The organism is Leptolyngbya sp. FACHB-541 (assembly GCF_014695875.1).
Taxonomy (GTDB): domain Bacteria; phylum Cyanobacteriota; class Cyanobacteriia; order Elainellales; family Elainellaceae; genus JAAUTN01.
In genome coordinates this window covers 183434-203136 of the sequence record NZ_JACJPC010000098.1, presented here as the reverse complement: position 1 = coordinate 203136, position 19703 = coordinate 183434, and the positions used below count along the sequence as shown (strand labels likewise).

At 47.5% G+C, this 19703-nt stretch carries 17 protein-coding genes; 7 read left to right on the top strand and 10 right to left on the bottom strand.

Going from position 1 to position 19703, the window contains the following annotated elements; translation table 11 throughout:
• Nucleotides 1-13: 13 nt before the first annotated feature.
• Entirely contained in the window at nt 14-1495 is a 1482-nt protein-coding gene (locus H6G00_RS35625) for a diguanylate cyclase (RefSeq protein WP_347278208.1), read from the bottom strand.
• A 314-nt stretch (nt 1496-1809) separates the two neighbouring features.
• Between H6G00_RS35625 and H6G00_RS20685 the strand changes: the two genes are divergently transcribed.
• Nucleotides 1810-2169, top strand: a complete 360-nt coding sequence (locus H6G00_RS20685; protein ID WP_190644924.1) for a hypothetical protein — start codon at nt 1810-1812, stop codon at nt 2167-2169.
• A 24-nt stretch (nt 2170-2193) separates the two neighbouring features.
• On the opposite strand, the gene H6G00_RS20680 is transcribed toward H6G00_RS20685, so the two are convergent.
• From H6G00_RS20680 to H6G00_RS20670, 3 genes are all read right to left on the bottom strand, one after another.
• The gene (locus H6G00_RS20680; protein ID WP_190798168.1) at nt 2194-2982 is read right to left on the bottom strand and encodes a sulfite exporter TauE/SafE family protein; all 789 of its coding nucleotides are present in this window, start codon (nt 2980-2982) and stop codon (nt 2194-2196) included.
• Nucleotides 2983-3118: 136 nt separating this feature from the next.
• On the bottom strand, nt 3119-3934 hold the full coding sequence (locus H6G00_RS20675; RefSeq protein ID WP_199318624.1) for a sugar phosphate nucleotidyltransferase: 816 nt from the start codon (nt 3932-3934) through the stop codon (nt 3119-3121).
• Between the two features lie 141 nt (nt 3935-4075).
• Nucleotides 4076-4927 (bottom strand): glycosyltransferase family 8 protein, encoded by an 852-nt coding sequence (locus tag H6G00_RS20670; protein ID WP_190798166.1) that lies wholly within the window; start codon nt 4925-4927, stop codon nt 4076-4078.
• Nucleotides 4928-5870: 943 nt separating this feature from the next.
• On the opposite strand from H6G00_RS20670, the gene hpsL reads away from it, so the two are divergent.
• From hpsL to hpsP, 4 genes are all read left to right on the top strand, one after another.
• Nucleotides 5871-7589 (top strand): hormogonium polysaccharide biosynthesis protein HpsL, encoded by a 1719-nt coding sequence (hpsL, locus tag H6G00_RS20665; RefSeq protein WP_190798165.1) that lies wholly within the window; start codon nt 5871-5873, stop codon nt 7587-7589.
• Between the two features lie 123 nt (nt 7590-7712).
• Entirely contained in the window at nt 7713-8732 is a 1020-nt protein-coding gene (hpsN, locus tag H6G00_RS20660) for a hormogonium polysaccharide biosynthesis glycosyltransferase HpsN (RefSeq protein WP_190798164.1), read from the top strand.
• A 19-nt stretch (nt 8733-8751) separates the two neighbouring features.
• Nucleotides 8752-9930, top strand: a complete 1179-nt coding sequence (gene hpsO / locus H6G00_RS20655) for a hormogonium polysaccharide biosynthesis glycosyltransferase HpsO (protein WP_190798163.1) — start codon at nt 8752-8754, stop codon at nt 9928-9930.
• Between the two features lie 23 nt (nt 9931-9953).
• Nucleotides 9954-11150, top strand: a complete 1197-nt coding sequence (gene hpsP / locus H6G00_RS20650; protein WP_190798232.1) for a hormogonium polysaccharide biosynthesis glycosyltransferase HpsP — start codon at nt 9954-9956, stop codon at nt 11148-11150.
• A 3-nt stretch (nt 11151-11153) separates the two neighbouring features.
• Here hpsP and H6G00_RS20645 read toward each other — a convergent pair whose 3' ends face one another.
• Nucleotides 11154-11822: a phosphoribosyltransferase family protein gene (locus H6G00_RS20645; RefSeq protein ID WP_190798162.1), complete on the bottom strand. Its 669-nt coding sequence runs from the start codon at nt 11820-11822 to the stop codon at nt 11154-11156.
• Nucleotides 11823-12068: 246 nt separating this feature from the next.
• Here H6G00_RS20645 and H6G00_RS20640 point away from each other — a divergent pair, with 246 nt between their 5' ends.
• Nucleotides 12069-12770 carry a uracil-DNA glycosylase gene (locus tag H6G00_RS20640; protein WP_190798161.1) on the top strand — a complete coding sequence of 234 codons (702 nt, stop codon included), beginning with the start codon at nt 12069-12071 and terminating at the stop codon, nt 12768-12770.
• A gap of 1 nt (nt 12771) precedes the next feature.
• Here H6G00_RS20640 and H6G00_RS20635 read toward each other — a convergent pair whose 3' ends face one another.
• From H6G00_RS20635 to tyrS, 3 genes are read right to left on the bottom strand one after another with little or no spacing between them, the layout of a single operon-like run.
• Nucleotides 12772-13380 carry a hypothetical protein gene (locus tag H6G00_RS20635; RefSeq protein ID WP_199318615.1) on the bottom strand — a complete coding sequence of 203 codons (609 nt, stop codon included), beginning with the start codon at nt 13378-13380 and terminating at the stop codon, nt 12772-12774.
• Between the two features lie 18 nt (nt 13381-13398).
• On the bottom strand, nt 13399-14118 hold the full coding sequence (gene pyrF / locus H6G00_RS20630; RefSeq protein ID WP_190798160.1) for an orotidine-5'-phosphate decarboxylase: 720 nt from the start codon (nt 14116-14118) through the stop codon (nt 13399-13401).
• Nucleotide 14119: 1 nt separating this feature from the next.
• A complete protein-coding gene (gene tyrS, locus H6G00_RS20625) occupies nt 14120-15367 on the bottom strand; it encodes a tyrosine--tRNA ligase (RefSeq protein ID WP_190798159.1) in 1248 nt (415 codons plus the stop codon).
• A gap of 408 nt (nt 15368-15775) precedes the next feature.
• Between tyrS and H6G00_RS20620 the strand changes: the two genes are divergently transcribed.
• Nucleotides 15776-17698, top strand: coding sequence for a penicillin-binding protein 1A (locus H6G00_RS20620; protein WP_347278207.1), 1923 nt, complete (start codon nt 15776-15778; stop codon nt 17696-17698).
• On the opposite strand, the gene H6G00_RS20615 is transcribed toward H6G00_RS20620, so the two are convergent.
• On the bottom strand, nt 17695-18018 hold the full coding sequence (locus H6G00_RS20615; RefSeq protein ID WP_190644932.1) for a DUF1825 family protein: 324 nt from the start codon (nt 18016-18018) through the stop codon (nt 17695-17697). The genes H6G00_RS20620 and H6G00_RS20615 overlap by 4 nt on opposite strands.
• 146 nt (nt 18019-18164) lie before the next feature.
• Nucleotides 18165-19052, bottom strand: coding sequence for a J domain-containing protein (locus H6G00_RS20610; protein WP_190798158.1), 888 nt, complete (start codon nt 19050-19052; stop codon nt 18165-18167).
• Between the last annotated feature and the right edge of the window lie 651 nt (nt 19053-19703).

Sequence of the window (19703 nt, the reverse complement as noted above, 5' to 3'; positions counted from 1 at the left end):
ACATCAGAGGGATTTAGTAGCAGTATGTGTTACGTCCCTTTTCCTTAGCGGCATACAGTGCTTTGTCAGCCGTAGTAATCAAAGATTCCAGTCCATCGTGATGTGAATGAGGAATGGCACTAGCAATGCCAATGCTCACCGTGACAAACTCACTTACTTGAGAAGACTTGTGCGGAATTTGTAAATCTGCCATAGCATTCTGAATGCACTGAGCAACATAGATAGCGCCTTTGGAATCAGTGTTTGGCAAAATTACAGCAAACTCTTCGCCCCCATAACGAGCAGCTAAATCCGCAGGGCGCTTAATACTTTGTCCGATCGCCTGCGCCACCCGTTTTAAGCAATCATCTCCATTTAAGTGACCGTAGTGATCGTTGTATCGCTTAAAAAAGTCAACATCACACAAAATTAGCGATAGGGGCAACTGTTCTCGCCTGAGTCGCTGCCACTCTTGTTGAAGCACCTGATCAAAGCATCGTCGATTAGCAATTTGGGTTAAACCATCACTATTAACAAGCCGCTTTAACTCTAAATTTGTGCGTCTCAGCGCTTCCTCAGCTTGTTTACGTTGCATAAACCCGCCGAGCTGTAGGGCGATCGCACTCACCAAGTTAACTAAATTAATCTCAAACTCACTGTGGCTACGCTTAAAAAATAACAGAACCGCTAAAACCTGCTCTTCCAAAACAATCGGCACCGCAAACGCAGACGTTAGACCAGCCAACTGAGCAACAGGCGATCGCAAAAACATAGATGTGCTCTGAGAAATATCTGCAATCCACTCCGGTTGGCGAGCAGTCCAAATTGTTTTAAGCAAGCTGACATTCTGATCAAAAGACAGATCTCGGCTCATCTCATGAAATTGCTGAAGCCGAACATCCTCAGCATCATAATCAACTCGACTGAGGTGAAACGCTGTATCATCCAGGTCAGAAGTCCAGGCTTCACTGTAGTCCCAGGCGATCGCCCGTCTCACCTCACACAGCACCGCATCCAGCGCTGCCTCAAAATTAGTTGCCTCATCCACTGCCTGAATAATCGTGAGCAAAAGCTGAGTTTCTGACTGGGCTTGTTTGCGCTCCTGAATCTCTCGCTGAAGCCGCTGAGTTTGCCACTGAAGCATCAACTGCTGGTGAACTCGCGCCAGCACCTCCTCTGCCTGGAACGGCTTTGTAATATAGTCAGATCCGCCAACTGCAAATGCCCTTACCTTATCGGCAGCACTATCCACTCCACTCAGAAAAACTACCGGAACTTCACGAGTTTCAGGAGAAGCTTTCAATGCCGTACAAACCTCATAACCATTCATTCCCGGCATCATAATGTCTAACAAAATTAGGTCAGGGGGGTGAATTTGTGCAGATTGCAGGGCGATCGCCCCATTCAACGCCTTCCTGACCTTATATCCCTGCTGATCTAAAATCGAAGACAGAACCCGTAGGTTATCTGGCTGGTCGTCAACAATCAGTAGATTCCCAATAGCATCTCCGACCACTAACTTGCCCCCATCCTTGTAAATTAAACTCCCAACCTTTTCAGACTTATAGATTTATCCCTGTGGGCAAAAGATTTAAACCGTAATTTCCCCGTTCTAAACCGAACCCCCTTAAGATTTCATTAAAAACTCTTTCGGCTCTATGGGTTTTTACTAGTAGCTTTTAGACATCATGTAAAGATCTAGCAATACTCAGCCTGATTCTTGGAGATTGGATGTGACGTAACAGAATGCAATTCAACCTTCAGCTAGATGAGCCAAAAGCTAGAAACCTGTCTAATCATTGACAACATCGCAAAAGAGAAAGTCCAGCAATGAGGCGCTTCAATCTTTTTACCCTGATCTATTTAGCCGCAGCGACAGTATTTGCCATCATTTGGTTTTCGCTCAGCAGCACTGGAGCAGCACTCGCAGCTGGATTTGCCCTGACGCTCATGGTGTGCAGCCTATTTCCCTGGTGGCAACGCACAATTGGTGATATGGGTAAAAAGGGGAACTACATTGTTGATGCGATCGGAATTTTGGTGCCCTTAGCAATTCAGATTTACGGCTTGATCTCAGGAGAATTAGGGTTGAGCTACTTTCTGATTGGTTTTGCGATTGTAATGCTAATTTCCACAATTGAAGATGTAGTAGTGCTAAATCGCTTAGAAAGGGCACAGCGGCAAGTGTAAAGGAAACACAACCAAATAGGGTTATTAGGCAGTTGGCTTATGCTTAGCCAGTTTCAACGCTGATAGCAACAAAACTGTACCCAAGTTTAAGTACAACAGAGAGCTTGATACGTACCTTAAAAGATTGCTGCCAACAAATGCACCCAAAATTGAACCAGATGCCATTGAAACGATAAATTTCTGTTCTGATTTAGCTTCCCTGAACCTTTTCTGACTTCTGTACTTAAACAGACCCATCACAATAGTTGGAATACTGATCGCAAGACTCAAGCTTCCTGCCAGCTTAATATCAACCGAAAACAACAAAATGATTGTTGGGATAATTAACTCTCCACCTGCTACACCCAACATACTGCTAAACACGCCAATTACGATTCCTGCCAAAAATCCTAAGCTGATTCTTAAAAGGCTCGGCAATTGCAAACTCTCCAGACTAAAGATGAGATGATGCCCTATCAGTACAACGCTAAGAAAAATTAGAAAAACGACGACAACTCGGTTTAATACTCGCTCGTTAATTTGAGTTGCATAATGCACTCCAACATAAGAGCCGATTAGAGAGCCAGCCAAAATATTTATGATCACTGCCCAATTTGCAGCAACATTTTCTAGCCCCACAACGCCACTCCGAAAAATGAATGAAAATATTACTGTGACAAGGCTGACAAGGAGGTTGATAATGACTGCTTGTAAAGTTCGATAGTGAAAAACACTGACTAAAACGGGTAAGCGGAACTCTGCACCGCCCAACCCAATCAGTCCACCCAGAACCCCGACTAAAGCACCCCAAGCAAACGCCCAGAAGTTTCGCATTCAAATCTCCACATCTAGCGACAACAAGATTGTGAGCGGCGTGCTTTGAGGTTGAGGTAATCAACTTAGCAGCACTTAATTCTAATCCGGGTAGGGTGCGTTGCTATCAAGCAACGCACCAGGTCATAATGCTCGATCACCAATTAGCTTCATGCGCATCTCGAACAGCTTGAGACAAATTTTCGGGGGTGCCAATGTCGAGGTAGCGACCTTGCTCAAAAACCTCAGCTTCTACTCGAAAACCCTGATCGATCGCTGCTTGAATCACATCGCCAATGGGCAACTCTGGTCGCGGATCGGTCAAAGATTCTGAAGACAAGGAATACTGGGAAGCGATCGCCTTCAAGTACTCATGCATAAATTGGGTGAACTTCGGCGTCCAAGTGGCGATCGCCCACATATAGCGCAAATCAGTTTGAAGCGGCTTCTCAATCACATAACGAACCCGCCCCGACAAATCAAAATCTACCATTCCTGCCTTGCTCGGCTGCTCAGTTGGAAACAATCCCAGCACGACATCAGCACTCCCGTTTGCCTGACGTGCGAGAATTTTGGCAAACGCATCCTGCGGTTGAAACAAAATATCGGGAAATCCCAGCGCAATCACCGCATCCTGCACAAATGGGTAAGCCTGATCCAGTGTATAGGGAACTCCAAACGGCACGTGCACCGTCAGATAGGCAAGATGCATGTCCAGCATCGTACCATCGCCAAAATAGTTTGGAATATCCCACTTTCCCGGACGCAGCACCAAGTACGCTGTTGTAACGCCCGCCTGCCGCATCTTCTCCAGCAGATAATGGCAGACTACCTTAGGGCGCAAACTGCCATTCGCACCCCGGCGAAACCCAATCGGATAAAGCTCCTTACTCATCGGTAAAGGAGCAATCCTTGTCGCCCGACCCCCTGCAGGCAACAGTCCAATAACTCGTTGCGGATAATGACTTACCAAATCTTTAATTTTCAAAGAAGTAAATAAAGATCTGACCCAACCAGTACTGCGGCATCTGCGTATTGATCAACATATAGTGACTCAAGCTGCATCCGACAAATCCGCTTGCCAACCCAAGGAGGAATTGGTAACAGGAGAGCTTTACGATACGACACGCTTACGGATTTGATGGTATAGAGCTCTTGCGGCCGCAAGAGCTTTTTTAGAATTTCGAGGTATTTCTGGACGAGCCTTAGACCAAGGAGACAGTTTGAGGTATCGCCAATAAAGTGCCCTCTCATGAGCGATGCACCAACTGTGCCAGGGTTTAAGTGAGCCAACAAAATGAATAATTATAGATTCTTTATTAACATGGGATGTACCCTCACTTAAATCGACTAAAGAGTTCCATCGTCTGTCCAAGTTTAAGAAACGACCGTCAATAATTTTATTTAGCGCATCTTGATCCATATACTTGGCTAAACGAGAGTTCTCAGCGAGCCATTGAAGGCATTGATCAGCAATAGCTTGCTCTCGCCACAACGAAAAGTTAAAGAGGATGACACCTGCATTGAAATAGAAGTCGCTCTTTAAATCAAGCCTTGCTTTTGTTGTAACAACCCTTCCTCCACAAGCAGCAACAATATACTTGGAAATATCAAGGTTGTAAAGTTCAAGGATAGAACCGTTAACGATTAGGTCAGAGTCTAGATAAAGCAATTTATCTATTGTTTTAGGCAAGAAGTTAACTGCTACTAGACGGTAGTATGTTGCCAAAGAAATATGCGCAGCGACTCTCAGTTGCTTGAGGCTATTTTCCTCAACTTCATAAGTATAGAAGTTAAGATTCGGGAAGTCGTTAAACTCATCAAGTTTAGATCGAAAATCAGAACTAACTTGATTAGTAATGATATAGATATCCTTTTGTACTTCTGGATTGTTTAGAATCAGTGATGTTACAGCGGCTCCAAAATGCTGTTCGTAGTTTGTGTCAAAGCAGAATAGGACGTTCATATCACAACATTTCCTTCAATTAAACCTAATGCCTATTTAGTTTTAAGTCCGGATAGAACGAACTTCTTTGGAATAAGGGGCTTACACTCTTTGTTTAGAAAGAGCGTCACAAGGAATTAGTACAACCAGTGCAACGCAGAACCAATACAGGATTTTCTCATTATTTATAATGTGTAAACTTTAAACATTAAGGGCAGCTAATACTCTCTTAAATACCGTGATGTGCCAAAAGGTTTAAAGCATAACTTTATCGCTATCTCTAGATGCTTTGTAACATTAATTACCCAAGTCAATCGATCTTATCGAACCTAGAATTATGAAGTACAGCATTCTACAAGAGAAGATAGACAGTTTAGATTAACAACTACTAAGTTGCTTAGAGCCTAGCATCGGAATTGTCCACTGTCCACTGCACTATCCTTCCTAACTCTTCTTAGAAATAAGACTAGCTAACTTCACGAATACGTAAGACCACTAACCCAACGCTAGAGATGCACCCCTGTGTTGCAGAGACGTATCTGTAAATATCTAGGAATATAGCGGTCTTACTCAGTTTGTGAAAGCACCCACCCGCTTCACAAATCATTTTAGGATGGATGGCACTGACTTGACCTTTAACCCAGGGATTCATCTCCAGGCTCGTTAGTTCAGTACTATTCCGTTTAGGATTAACCCTCATGATTGCTATGTGGATGAAAAGGGAGCAGGCAGCCCACCAACTGGTTCAATCAATTTGCTGGGACTTCAGGAACATCCTTCTTCCAAGAAACATCCTCTTTCTAAGGATTAAGCTTACAGAATCTTTAATTTTCCAAGAATAGATGAAGATCTGACTTGACTACTACTAAGGCAACTACGTATTGACTAATATATAACCGAGCCTCAAGCTTTACACGACGATTCCGCTTGCTACCAAATTTGTGATTGATCCCATTGGATTCCTATGCTGAAAACCAAATCGACCAAGAAGTCAAAGTGGAAGTCGAAACAGCAGGATAGTTCTGAAGCTCCAGTTCCGTCACTTAAAGAGCGGATAGCTCAAAAGAAAAAAGCTGACCGATTGCGTAAAGAGATTATTAATTTTACGATCTTTGCAGCTTTCTTTGCCGCAATTATCGGTCTCATTGTAGGGTTAGCTGGCGGCTGGAAAGTGGGAGTTGGCTCAGGAGTCGGTATTCTTTACACTTCGCTGTCCTTTAAGTATCCCCGTCATGCACTATGGGCATTTCTGATTTACCTGCCCTTTGGCGGCACCATCACTTACTACATTGGTAATAGCCCTCTGCTTCAGCTTGCCAAAGACGGCTTTTACATTCCTGCCTTATTTGGCGTAATTCAATACTGCCGCCGGGAAAACCTGCCCTTACTTATTCCTAAGCGATTGGTCACTCCGTTAGCGATTTTGCTTGTCCTCTGTTTGTTTACCTTGACCTTTGTTAATGGAATGCAGCAATTTTCGGCGGCTACTGGTCCTTTAGAAGGAACTTTATATGCAGCGGACGAAGGAATTTTGTATGAAGATGCTGACATTTCCGCAGGCGGTAGCCCATTCCTGATGGGAGTTCTTGGACTTAAGGTTTTAATAGGATACATTCCTCTAATTGTCTGTGCTTACTACCTAATCCGAAACAAAAGCGATTTGTTATTTTTGTCTCGACTGACCGTCGTTTTGATTTTGACCTGCTGTGGTCTTGCCTTTGTTCAATATTTGTTTCTAAAAACAGGGCGATGCGAAGGCACTCGGTTCGCAGAAGGATCTAGTTTATTCAGGGCTTCTCTAGATGCCAAATGCTTTGTTGGTGGCTCTTTACTTTATAGCCCAGAGCATGGGCAAATTCGCCTACCAGGGACATTCGTTGCACCTTGGCAGTGGGGTTGGTTTCTGATTTCGGCTGGTTTCTTCGGTTTTGCCTCCGCTTTTAGCGATCCTTTCGCACGTTGGAGGACAATGGGACTGCTGTCAATGGCGGCTGTCTTTGTGATGTCTGTTCTATCAGGGCAGAGGGTTGCGCTGGGGCTGGTTCCAGTCTCTATTATGGTACTTCTTGTCTTGACGGGTCAGATAGTCAACTTAAAGCGATTCCTTCCTGCTGCATTTATATTAGCTATTCTTTTAGGAATTGCTTCTGTAAACAACCCAGCAATCGTGCAGGAAAGGGTTGATAGCTTTTGGGGTAGATGGGAAGCTTCTCCTCCTCAAGAGTTCATTGTGAGTCAGTTTGAATGGGCATTAGGGGTTCAAGAGGGCATACTGGGCAAGGGGTTAGGTAGGGCTACCAATTCGGCACGGGTATTTGGCGACACTGCATTTTTTGAAACCTACTATCCCAAGTTACTCTACGAAATTGGACCACTCGGAACACTGGCATTTTTGGCAGTGGTGACAGTTTTAACCATAGAGACCTTTAGGGCTTATCGCTCTGTTAAAGAACGCAACTTGAAAAGCTTTGGTGCTTCTTATTGGGTGTTTGTTCTACTAATTAGCTACAACACCTATTACTATCCTTTGGATGTTGATCCGGTTGCCGTTTACTACTGGTTTTTTGCTGGGGTTGTGTTAAAACTACCCAAGTTAGACCGTCAGGAAAAGCTAGCTGCACAAGGCATAGAAGAGCCGGTGGGTAGGAAGAGGAAGCGCTTAAAACGAGCAGGATTCAGTTAGTTTTGTGTTAAGAAGGGTGTGGGTTAGCCTAGCCTAATCCAATCGAATGAGTTGGCGATCGCTTTTTGTTAATCGTTTTTTGTTGATGTATACGCTTATCAAGGTTTATTAGGAGCGTCTCCCTTGACTTTGCCTCTGATCTCTGTCGTCATTCCAACCTATGGTCGCGAGGAAGTTCTACGGGACACCTTAACCAATGTCATCCAGCAGGACTACCTAAACTATGAAGTGCTGGTAGTAGACCAAACGCAGAACCATGAGCCTGAAACTGAGGCTTACTTAAACGAACTGGCGGCTACTGAGAAGATTCGCCTGTTTCGGGTAGGCTGGGCCAGTTTGCCAGGTGCTAGAAACTACGCAGTTCGTCGTGCTTTGGGAGAAATTATTCTCTTTATTGATGATGACGTGCAGTTACCGCCCGGATTTATAGCTGCCCACGCTCGAAATTTTGCCCGGTCAGAAATTGGTGCAGTCGCAGGTCGAGTATTTGACCGGATGAAGCTGGCAGATGCTGATCCAGGTTTGACGATCGAATATTTGCCTGCTGAAGCGATGGACCCTGGAATTGCCTGGTATCACATTGATTTGGTGCATACGATTAAGCCTCAGCGTGTTTTGACGGCAAGAGGCTGCAATATGTCCTTTCGCCGTGACCTGTTTGAGAAGTATGGGCTATGGTTTGACGAACGGTTCCGGGGTAGCGCAGTGCGGGAGGAGTCAGATTTTTGCCTGCACATTCGCCAAACGGGGCTGCAAATTTGGTATGACCCAGAGGCACACCTGGTGCATCTAGGTGAGGAAACGGGCGGCTGTCATGACATCAGTACGCGATCGCTCAAATACCAAATTACCTTCTACCACAACCACTTCCTTCTGGGGCTAAAAAACCTCACCTTTTCTCAGGCACTGCGACTATTTGCCCGACTGTTTGACTGCCATGTGCTGGGTCGTCCACCCTGCCATAAAAGCGGTTCTCCCCTTAAGATTTTAAGTCGAGCTGGATTCTACACGGCTGGCTTCTTAAGTGCTCTATGGACAGTGCTCCAATCACTTTGGAATGATGGACAGTCCTATAGCCGTCTGGATCAGGAAGATAGCAGTCCCCAAATCAGCCTAAAGCCTAACCATCAGCCGCAAAGTTAATCAGCCGTGGAGTTGTAAAGTGAGAATTCTGGTAGCGAGTCACACCTACATCGTTGACCTGAACTGCGAAAAACTCAGACTCATGGCTGCGTTGGAGCCAGGTATTGAAGTTACGATTGTAGTGCCTCGACGCTGGCGACCCGGAGGCGTACAAAATAAGCTGATTGAAACGCGATTTCGACAGGAAGGTTCGTTTCAGGTTGTACCTGTCTCTAACTTCAGCGAAAACAACCAGGGACTTTTACTATTTGGGGCTGACCTAGTTTCGTTGCTGCGAAAATTTCGTCCTGAAATTATTCAAGTTGAGCAAGGTTCTAAAGCACTGGCTTACTTTGAGCTAATTACCCTGAATCGCATCCTACGGCTCAACGCTAAAAACGTGTTTTTTACCTGGTGGAATTTACCCTACGACCTGAAGTTTCCGATCTCCTGGCTAGAGAGCTACAACCTGCGCCACACGCAGGGACTAATTGTAGGAAATCAGGATGGAGCCGAGATTTTGCAGCAGCGAGGCTATCGGGGAGCCACAAAAGTGATGCCTCAGCTTGGGGTAGATGAAAAACTGTTTTGCCCTCGGCTCCAACCCGAACTAGCAGCTAAAGTTGGCGTTAAGCCGCATGAATTTGTGGTGGGTTTTGTCGGTCGGTTTGTCCCAGAAAAGGGACTGCTAACGCTGCTTAAAGCCGTTGAGAAATTGGGCGATCGCCCCTGGAAACTGCTACTGCTCGGTCGCGGTCCATTAAAGCAAACGCTGATGGATGAAGCAACCGCAATGGGAATTGGCGATCGCATCATTTGGGTCGAGAGCGTTCCCCACGATGACGTGCCTCGCTATATCAACTTAATGAACTGCTTGGTCTTGCCCTCCGAAACTGATAAGCAGTTTAAAACATTAACTTCTGCTGGCTGGAAAGAACAGTTTGGACACGTCTTAATTGAGGCAATGGCGTGTCAGATTCCGGTTGTCGGGTCAGATTCGGGCGAAATTCCCTATGTGATCAAAGATGCAGGTTTGATTTTCCCAGAAGGGAACGTGGTTGCTTTGTCAGACTGTTTAGCCAAGCTGATTGACCAGCCAGAGCTAGCTCGTGATCTTGCCCAGCGAGGCTACAGCAGAGCCATGACCCACTACACCAACCTGGCTCTAGCAAAGCAACAGCTTGAATTCTATAAGCAAATTCTTGGCAACCGCCACTAAGTCCAGCCACTATGCATCACCCGCTGCGGATTCTCCAAATTGTTCCCTCGATTTCCTTGGTTTATGGCGGGCCGAGTCAGATGGTGCTGGGTCTTTCTAAGGCGTTAGCGGCTGAAGGCGTTGAGGTGACAGTACTAACGACTGACTCAAATGGCGACGTAGGTCAGCCACCCTTAAATGTACCGCTCGATCGCCCCGTTGCTCAAGAAGGTTATCAAGTTCGTTACTTTCGCTGCTCCCCTTTCCGCCGCTACAAGTTTTCGTTGGGGTTGTTGCGCTGGCTAGCTGACCATGCCGATGAATTTGACTTGGCTCACATCCATGCCCTGTTTTCTCCCATCAGTAGTTTTTCGGCTAGCGTCGCTCGTTCTAAAAATCTTCCCTACTTATTGCGTCCGTTAGGAACCCTTGATCCTGCTGACTTACAGAAAAAGAAGGCACTCAAGCAAATTTACGCGGCGCTGTTAGAACGTCCAAATCTGGCTGGAGCTGCCGCTGTCCATTTCACTAGCCCCCAAGAAGCCAAAGTCTCAGAACGCTTTGGAGCCGTCACACAGGATTTGGTAATTCCTTTGGGAGTTAACTGGCAAAAATCAGACCTAACAGATTCTCAAACAGCCCGTAATTCTGTACTGCAAAATTTAAAGATTCCACGGCAACAGGATGTTCCCCTGGTGCTGTTTATGTCACGGATTGATCCTAAAAAAGGATTGGATTTGCTGTTTCCAGCACTAGAAAGACTGCTGGCAGAGGGATTAAAATTCCATTTCGTGCTGGCTGGTGGTAATCCACAAGACCTAGATTATGAGAATCGCATTCGCACCCAGGTGCAAAGTTCATCTCTAGCGCCACATTCTACAATCGTCGGATTTGTTACGGGTGACTCAAAAACGGCCTTGCTGCAAACGGCTGACCTATTTGTGCTGCCGTCCTACTACGAAAACTTTGGTATCGCTGTCGCAGAAGCAATGGCGGCGGGCGTGCCCGTCGTCATTTCAGATCAGGTACACATCTGGGAAGATGTGAAACAGTCAGAGGCAGGCTGGGTCAGCGCCTGCGAAGTGAATGCCCTGACAGACCAGCTGAGAGCCGCAATTCAATCTGTGCCGGAGCGGCAACGGCGTGGCGCAAACGCTCAGGCTCATGCGCTCAAACACTATAGCTGGAAGGCGATCGCCCAACAAACAATCCAGGCATACCAGCAAATTTTGGCGAAATAATCCTTACCCTTCGTTTTGCCGAACTAAACAAGCCAGCGCCTCTTCCATCTCGACTTGAGGAAACTCTGCATAAAAGCGGCTAACACTGAGGAAGGTTTCGGGAGCGGCTAACACAATCACGCGATCGCCCCAATGCTTTAACAAACTGACCAACTCTAAAGGAGCAACCGGAGCGCAAATCAAGATTTTTGCAGGTCGTCTTGCCCGTAGTGCCCTGGCTGCGACTGCCATTGTCATTCCCGTCGCAATGCCATCATCTACTAGAACGGCGATCGCCCCTTTGGGATCGATCTGTGGACGGCTAGCAGTAAACTGTTCCAATTGCTCCTGTGCTTTAGCCTGTGCCTCTTGCAGTGCCAATCGCCAGGAGCCACCAAGCGGTTGAATAAAAGCACCCTGACGAGAGCGAATGATATGCCCATTTGCCGTGACTGCACCAATTGCTAGCTCTGGGTTTTCGGGACGAGTTACCTTTTTGGCAATCACCACATCAAGTGGACAGTTTAGCGATCGCGCCACAGGAGCCGCTACGGGCAACCCGCCCCTCGGCAACGCATAGACAATAGCCCTCATAGGCAGCAGCAAGTCCAACTGTTCAACTTCCTGAAGAACGGCTTGTGCTAACTTTTCTCCAGCTTCCTGGCGATCGCGAAACAAAGGAATAGGCGGCATCGCTCCCTCCAGGTGCGGTGGGATCAAGCCTATCATGCCTGATTTTGTCGTCTAATCAGGAAAATCTTGAATTCCCAAGCTAAATAAGTCCTGGCTAGAAAAAATTGGCTCTAAAATTTAAAAGATTGCCCTAACTGCAAGCAACAACCAAACTGTTTAGAGAAGCCCTGTCTAGAAAGACGACAAGTTTAGGAATTCTTTCCTGCTCTCGCTTGCGGTCAATACGCCGACACTTTTAAGAACTACATGCCTGATCAAATTGACTTGTTTAACCTGTCGGAGGTCAAAGACACCGCGCCCCCTGCCGACTTTAATCCAGACCTGATCCCCACTGATGTAAAGGTGCCAATTCCGCCTGGCACTTACCCGACGCTTGATCAAATCCCCGATCACTGCAATCGCTGCCACCGCTGTGACTTAGGGGCGACGCGTACTCATGCGGTAGTTGGGCGGGGCAATCCAAAAGCAGACATCATGATCGTGGGAGAAGGTCCAGGGCAAAACGAGGATGAAACCGGGATACCCTTTATCGGCAAAGCGGGACAGCTTTTAGAAAAAATTCTAGAGTCCGTTAAGCTCAGCAGTCAGGATGACGTTTACATCTCCAACGTTGTGAAGTGCCGTCCGCCCAACAATCGCACTCCGACGACGGATGAGATGGAAGCCTGTAAGCCCTACCTGATGGAGCAGATCCGCTTAGTTGATCCCAAAATTATTCTGCTAACCGGAGCAACGGCAGTAAAAGGCATAACGGGTGACAAACGAGGCATTACTAAGATCCGAGGGGAGTGGTTGGAATGGGATAACCGGCTCTGTATGCCAATTTTTCACCCTGCCTACCTGCTGCGAAATCAGTCACGGGAAAAAGGCGGCCCCAAATGGCTGATGTGGCAGGATATTCAGGCAGTACGGGCTAAGCTCGATGAAATTCGGGGATCAGGAGCCTAACTTACAAAGGCTGTATGTCTCCAGCCCGGCAGTCCCTTAACCAAGTCTGAATCGCCCGACCAATTACGCCATTACTGGTGTCTGTCGGGGGGGAAGGGGGTTCGTCGGGAGGACTGCCGATTTGGGAGAGCATTAGCACAAAGCGCCAACCACTCTCTGTTTGGGTGAGAAACAGCCAGTGATAGTGCTGAAACCGCACAGCTTCACCGGCTACATACTGCCGTTCTAGAGTCGTGAAGAAAACTTGGTCAGGATCGTCTTCCGGTGCCGTTGGCGTGTACTCACCGGGTCCAAGGCTCAGCGGCTCAAATTCGGGTCGTCCTGCCAGTAAGACGTAGCCGAAAACATCGAGCGATCGCTCCCGATTTCGTGCCCGCTGGCTCACCCGGTTTGCATAACTCGGCAAATCTCGTAGCAGCATTGCAGTCAAGCTTTCTAAGTCATCCGGGCAAGTAACCTCAGGGCGAATGTAGTCAGCGGCATCAGCGTGTCCTGGTAGTGCGGTGGGATGGTCTGAATGGGTTGTTGTTGCAAGAGATGGCGCAAATCCGCCTGCTACCAGCCCACCCGCTATCCAACAAAGCCATTTCTGTGTGGCTTGCCACTGCATTAAAGTTGACTCCTACGATTACAGGACGGTGGCTAATTCATCACAAATTCGCTCAAAGGCAATGACAGGATCTTCTGCCGCCGTGATCGGACGACCAATCACCAAATAATTGGCTCCTGCTTTTAATGCAGCCGCAGGGGTAAGCGATCGCCTCTGATCCCCTGCTTCTGCCCAGGTCGGACGCACTCCCGGACAGACGAGCAAAAAGCGATCGCCACAGGTTTGGCGCAACTGTTCCACTTCCTGGGGTGAACAAACTGCCCCAGCTAGACCGCTCTCCTGAGCTAATAAAGCCATTTGCAGCGCATAGTCTGTTAGCTCCAGCGGAATTTTTAGCTCAAACGCCAGCGATCGCAAATTCAAACTAGTCAATACCGTAATCGCAACTAGCTTGGGTGGGGTATGGCTGGCGGCGATTGCACCCTCCAGTGCTGCAGCCTGTGCAGCCTTAAGCGCTTCACTGCCTGCCGTCGCATGAATCGTCACCAGGTCTACCCCATAACTCGCTGCCGCCCGACACGCTCCCGCAACCGTATTAGGAATGTCGTGAAACTTCAAATCTAAAAAGATTTGCTTCTGGCGTTCTTTCAACACCGTCAAAATTCCAGAGCCGCTGCTGACAAACAGTTCCAGCCCCACTTTCCAAAAGCTGACCTGCGGCAGGCGATCGATCAGAGCGATCGCCTCCCTTTCACTAGAAACGTCTAACGGAACAATGATGCGATCGGCTGGAGACATACTAAACCACTAAGCGAACAAACCTATTTTTGCCGACTTGTAGCACCTTGCCGTTGAGGTCAGCCGCCGTTTCAAAGATGAGATTGACATCTTGAATGCGATCGCCATCCAGCCGCACCCCCCCATTTTGAATCTGTCGTCGCGCCTCAGAACTGCTGCTACACAAGCCACTCACGCTAACAATATAGAAAAACTTGGCAGGAAACTGCACCGATTCCAGAGAAAATTCTGGCACCGCCTCAGCGCTAGCCGTACCACCTTGCACCAGGGATTGGGCTGCTTGTTGGGCTGCTAGGGCTGCATCTTTACCGTGATATTGAGTCACGATGTCTAGAGCCAGCATTTTTTGGCGATCGCGCGGAGCCTCGGGCAACTGGTCAAGTGGAAGGTTAGTTAAAAGCTCGAAGTACTGCTCAATTACGCTGTCTGGGGTCTTTTCCAGCTTGGAATACATACTCAGCGCATCTTCCGATAACCCAACGTAGTTGCCCAAAGACTTTGACATTTTCTGCACACCGTCCGTTCCAGGCAAAATCGGCATGAGCAAACCGAACTGGGGCGATCGCCCAAAATGCCGCTGCAAATCTCGTCCCACTGCAATGTTAAATTTCTGATCCGTTCCGCCCAGTTCCACATCTGCATTCAATGCCACGGAATCATAGCCCTGCATCAGCGGATAGAGAAATTCATGCAGATAGATTGGGTTACTTTGCTTGTATCGCTCCGCAAACCCTTCTTTAGCCAGCATTTGCCCGACAGTCATCGTCGCCAACAGTTCCAAGATCTTGGACAGATCAAGCTGTGACAGCCACTCCGAGTTATAGCGGATTTCCAACCGTCCCGGAGTCTCAAAGTCTAAAATGGGTCGAAGCTGTTCGATATAAGTTTGGGCATTTTGCTTGACTTCCTCAGCGGTAAGCTGCCGACGAACTTCTGACTTTCCAGTTGGGTCGCCAATCCGGGCAGTAAAATCACCGATCAGCAAAATCGCCGTGTGTCCCGCATCCTGAAATGCTCTCAGCTTACGGAATGCAATGCTGTGACCCAGGTGAATGTCTGCCCCCGTCGCGTCAATTCCAAGTTTGACTCGTAGGGGTTTATCCGCTTGAGCGATGCGCTGCACCAAATTTTCGTCAGGCTGGTCAGAATCAGGCTGATTGGGGAAAATTTCACTCAAACCGCGATTCAGCCATGAAAGGGAGGTTGCATTTGCCGATTCAGAAGCCATACTTGGCACAGATAAATCCATTTAGCACTGCTTTATATTCAAGCATTTGACGAGCAAACTACTATAATTGCAAAACTTATAGGACATAGAAAAGCCCTAGTCTAATTCTTACTGTCCGGGTGGAGGCGATCGCTATCATGCCCTCCACGAACAAGAGAAACAATACGTTACGCTAACGCTAACGCAGCCTAAACTAGAAAGCCATTCAGGCAACTTCTGTAAATCTCCGGACTCTCAATTCAAAGCTCAAGACGCAAACCAGGTACTTAATAAATTTTCTGTCAACTCTCTGCAGAAGCAAGCCACTCTCCTCTGTAAGCGTAATATCCAAAAATAACCGCTTATTTTGTTTCCTTTTATCCTTGACTTCTGCCTCTACTCTACGTTTTCACAACCCTCTCTGATTTTCGACTAAGGAATTAAACTGCTGTGTCGTCTAACCCTACTGTCAAAAATAAGCAAAAACAATCAGAAGACCTCGCTCCAGTCTTTCAATTTGTCCAGACAGTGGGCAAGGTGACAGCCGGCACGTTGCTGGGCATCACGATGCTGACCAGTTCTGTGATTGCAGGTGGGCTTGTCGGTTTGGCAATCAGCTTTCGTAATCTGCCGGACGTGCGGATGTTACGAAACTATATTCCTTCAGAAACGAGCTACGTCTACGACATCAACGGCACTCTGCTAGACAGCATTCATGATGAAGTCAATCGGGATGTCGTTGACCTCAACAGCATTTCTCCAGACCTGAAACGGGCAGTGATTGCGATCGAAGACAGCCAGTTCTTTTCCCATCACGGCATTAACCCTGGCAGTATCGCCCGGGCTTTTCTGGCTAATTTGGAGGAAGGACGAACGGTTGAAGGTGGCTCCACCTTGACTATGCAGTTGGTGAAAAACCTGTTCCTTACACCGGAGCGATCGCTTAGCCGCAAAGTCGCAGAAGCCGTATTAGCCCTCCGACTAGAGCAGGTTTTCACCAAAGACCAGATTTTGGAAATGTACCTGAATCAGGTCTACTGGGGACACAACACCTATGGTGTAGAAACTGCAGCCCAAAGTTACTTCAACAAATCAGCCTCTGAATTAACTCTGGCAGAGTCCGCCATGATGGCAGGCTTGATTCAAGCACCAGAGAGCTACAGCCCCTTCCTCGACTATCAGCTTGCCAGGCAGCGGCAGTCTGTCATTTTGAGCAGAATGCGCCGGTTAAACTGGATCACCGCTGAAGAAGAAGCCACTGCCAGACAGCAGCCCTTACGTTTGGGGCAAGTGACCTCTTTTCGGGCAAGTCAAGCTCCCTACGTAACTGAAGCCGTACTGCAAGAGCTAAACGAGCGCTTTGGTCAAGATTCTGTCATTAAAGGCGGAATGCGGGTCCAGACTACAATCGATCTGAAGCTCCAGCGAATCGCCGAAGAAACGGTCACACGCGGCTATCAAACTATCCGACGGCGAGGCTTGAATGCAGACCAGATGGCGCTAGTCGCCGTTGATCCTCGGACGCATTTCGTGAAAGCAATGGTTGGCGGAGTAGACTACAACAACAGCCAGTACAACCGAGCAATTCAGGCAATTCGTCAGCCTGGTTCAGCCTTTAAGCCATTTGTTTACTATGTTGCGTTTGCCTCTGGCAAATATCGCCCCGACTCAATCATTAATGACACTCCCGTCAGTTATCCCGACGGTTACGAAACCTACAGTCCGCAAAACTACGGTGGTGGCTTTAGCGGCCCAATTACCTTAAGATCTGCCCTGGAGCAATCCCGAAACGTTCCTGCTGTACGTCTGGGACAATCAGTCGGACTCAATCGCGTTATTGAAGTGGTGCGAACCTTAGGCATTACTAGCCCAATCGAACCGGTCACATCACTACCACTCGGCTCTGTTGACCTGACTCCCCTGGAGATGGCGGCTGCTTATGCGACCTTTGCAAGTGGTGGTTGGCAATCCCAAACGACCTTTATCGTTCAGGTGACTGATAGCACAGGTAAAACACTGCTAGACAATACCCCCCAGCCTCAATTAGTTCTAGATCCTTGGGCAGTTGCCTCTCTCAACGATGTATTGCAAGGAGTCGTGACTCGCGGTACAGCTACATCCGCGCGTTTAGATCGCCCAGCCGCAGGAAAAACTGGAACTACTTCATCTGAGCGAGATATCTGGTTCGTCGGCTATGTGCCACAGCTTTCGGTTGCCGTTTGGATTGGCAACGACGACTATCGCCCCATCGGTATTGGAGCGACTGGCGGTGGTTATGTCGCTCCAATTTGGCGTGACTTTATGCAGCAGGCATTACAGGGCGTACCTGTAGAAAACTTCCCGCCTGCCTCAAACTTTCCGCGCCCTGACTAGACCTGTTTCTCTAATTCAGACTTCATGCGTTCGAGGGTGTAATGCATCTGGTCAAACATCTGCTGAGGCGTTACACCAAATTGACCTAGCTGGGTTTTTAGCTGCTCAACAGTCATTTGTGCCATGAAGTCTTCGGATAGTTCAAACCGCTTCATGAAGATGCGGTAGCGTTCCATCATTTCTTCCATTTTTTCGATGAAAAGCTTCTTGCCCTCACGGTCAAACTTGCCGTAGTCACCGCCTAGCTGCATGAGGTTCTGGTAGTCCTCAAACAACTGTCTAGCCTCTTGCTGAACAATTTCAGAGTCAAAGAATCCCATTTCTATTCACATCCACTGATGCTCTTGCCTATGCTCTCTAGGTGATAGAGAGTTAACTATGCTTTTTATTTAAACCTATCTTAATCCAACCTCGAGTAGGCTAGAGGGTCGGTAATCCCTACAGTTGAAGTTTTCCAACAGAGCTACTATTGCTTTTTGGCGAACAAACCAAAAAGCCCTCCTTTTTTAGCAGGACTGGGTGGATCTAGCTTGATTTTTAGTTTCTTGGCATACTCCAGAGCCAGTGAGTCTTGGGGATTTAGTTTAAGCGCCTGCCGAAAGTGGACTGTTGCCATGCCAGTCAGATTTTGCATGAAATAGGCTTTTGCCAACAAAGAATGAAACTCACTCTTGGTTGGCTCTAACCGAATTGCATCTCGCAACTCTTGTACTGCCATTGACCAGCTTTCTTTTTTCATGTACTCTTGCGCACGAACATAGTGGCGTTGGGCGTAATTGCCATTAGACTGTTGTTTTGGATCGGCTGAAGCAGCGGTTTCTCGTTTGATCTGCTCAGCCGGAACCAACCCGGTTGGTTTCGGGCGAACAGGCTCACCCATTTTTAACTGGAGGTAAACCAAGTTGAGTTCGGTAAGTTGTTGGGTGATTGGCTCAAACTGACCAAGCGGTTGATATTGGGAGTCAGCTAACTGGGCGATCGCCTGCTCATAAAACACATCCACGGAGTGCATGGGTGTTTTAATCAACTGCCGAGCAGGGTCGCTTTGGGGCAATAAAGGCGCTTCATGATTCATTCGCCGCACATGAATTCTAAGCAGAGCCAAGCTTTCAGCTCGACCTTTGTCTTGCTTGAGTTTTTGGTAAGCAGGACTGATCAAATGAGCAAAGAGCTGACTGGCGAGATTCCGGTCTGCTGGGTCTGCGGTGGTGTATCCATCAGGATGTAAAAGCTTAGCCACAGCACGATAGCGCTTCAATACTCGGCGATCGTCAGCCGAGACAGACAGTCCCAACACAGCATAGGGATCTGAAAATTTTTTCAGCCAATCTGTGGAAAAAGGGATCTGTGACATTGATTAGGCTGCTCTTAAAAGTGGGTCAGTGTTAATCAAATACGAACTGGTCTTTAGCATTGATGAAGATGACCCTTGCTTGAGCAAATTTTGGTATGCCCGATTAAAAAGGTGCCGATGTGTAGAAACGCTTTGCTTTTTTCCCAGCAAGACAAATTTAGCTAGGTAAGGTAGCGCCTTGTTTTCATGGCTCACACCCTTCAGCACCTTTAGAATGCAGCTTATGACCCTGTCTCAAAATGATACTGCCTTAATCTATCAGGTAAGTTAACCTACCGATATAGGTTGTTGTCAGCATGGCAGAGCTGCGCTCTTACCAACAAACTCTGTTTGATAACTGAGCAACTCCACTCTAATGTATCTCTTAAGGTAGATGTTGTGCGACTGAGCTTGGAGAACGAAGGGGTAGATTTCAATACCTGTTTACTCTTTTTCCGCTAAAAGAATAGGGATGCATTCTCACGACGCGGGTGCATCCCTGTTCTTTGAGTACCTAATCTTTGGTCGGTCAATGGAGGGGTCGTGCGGTTAATGCCTGAAATAGGCTGTTCAGTTGAGACAAAACGCCTTGAGAAGGCTGAAGCTGGGTCGAATTCCTTCGAATTCCTTTCTTCATTCCAGCTTGGCAGCAGAATCGATATGATGTGGAAG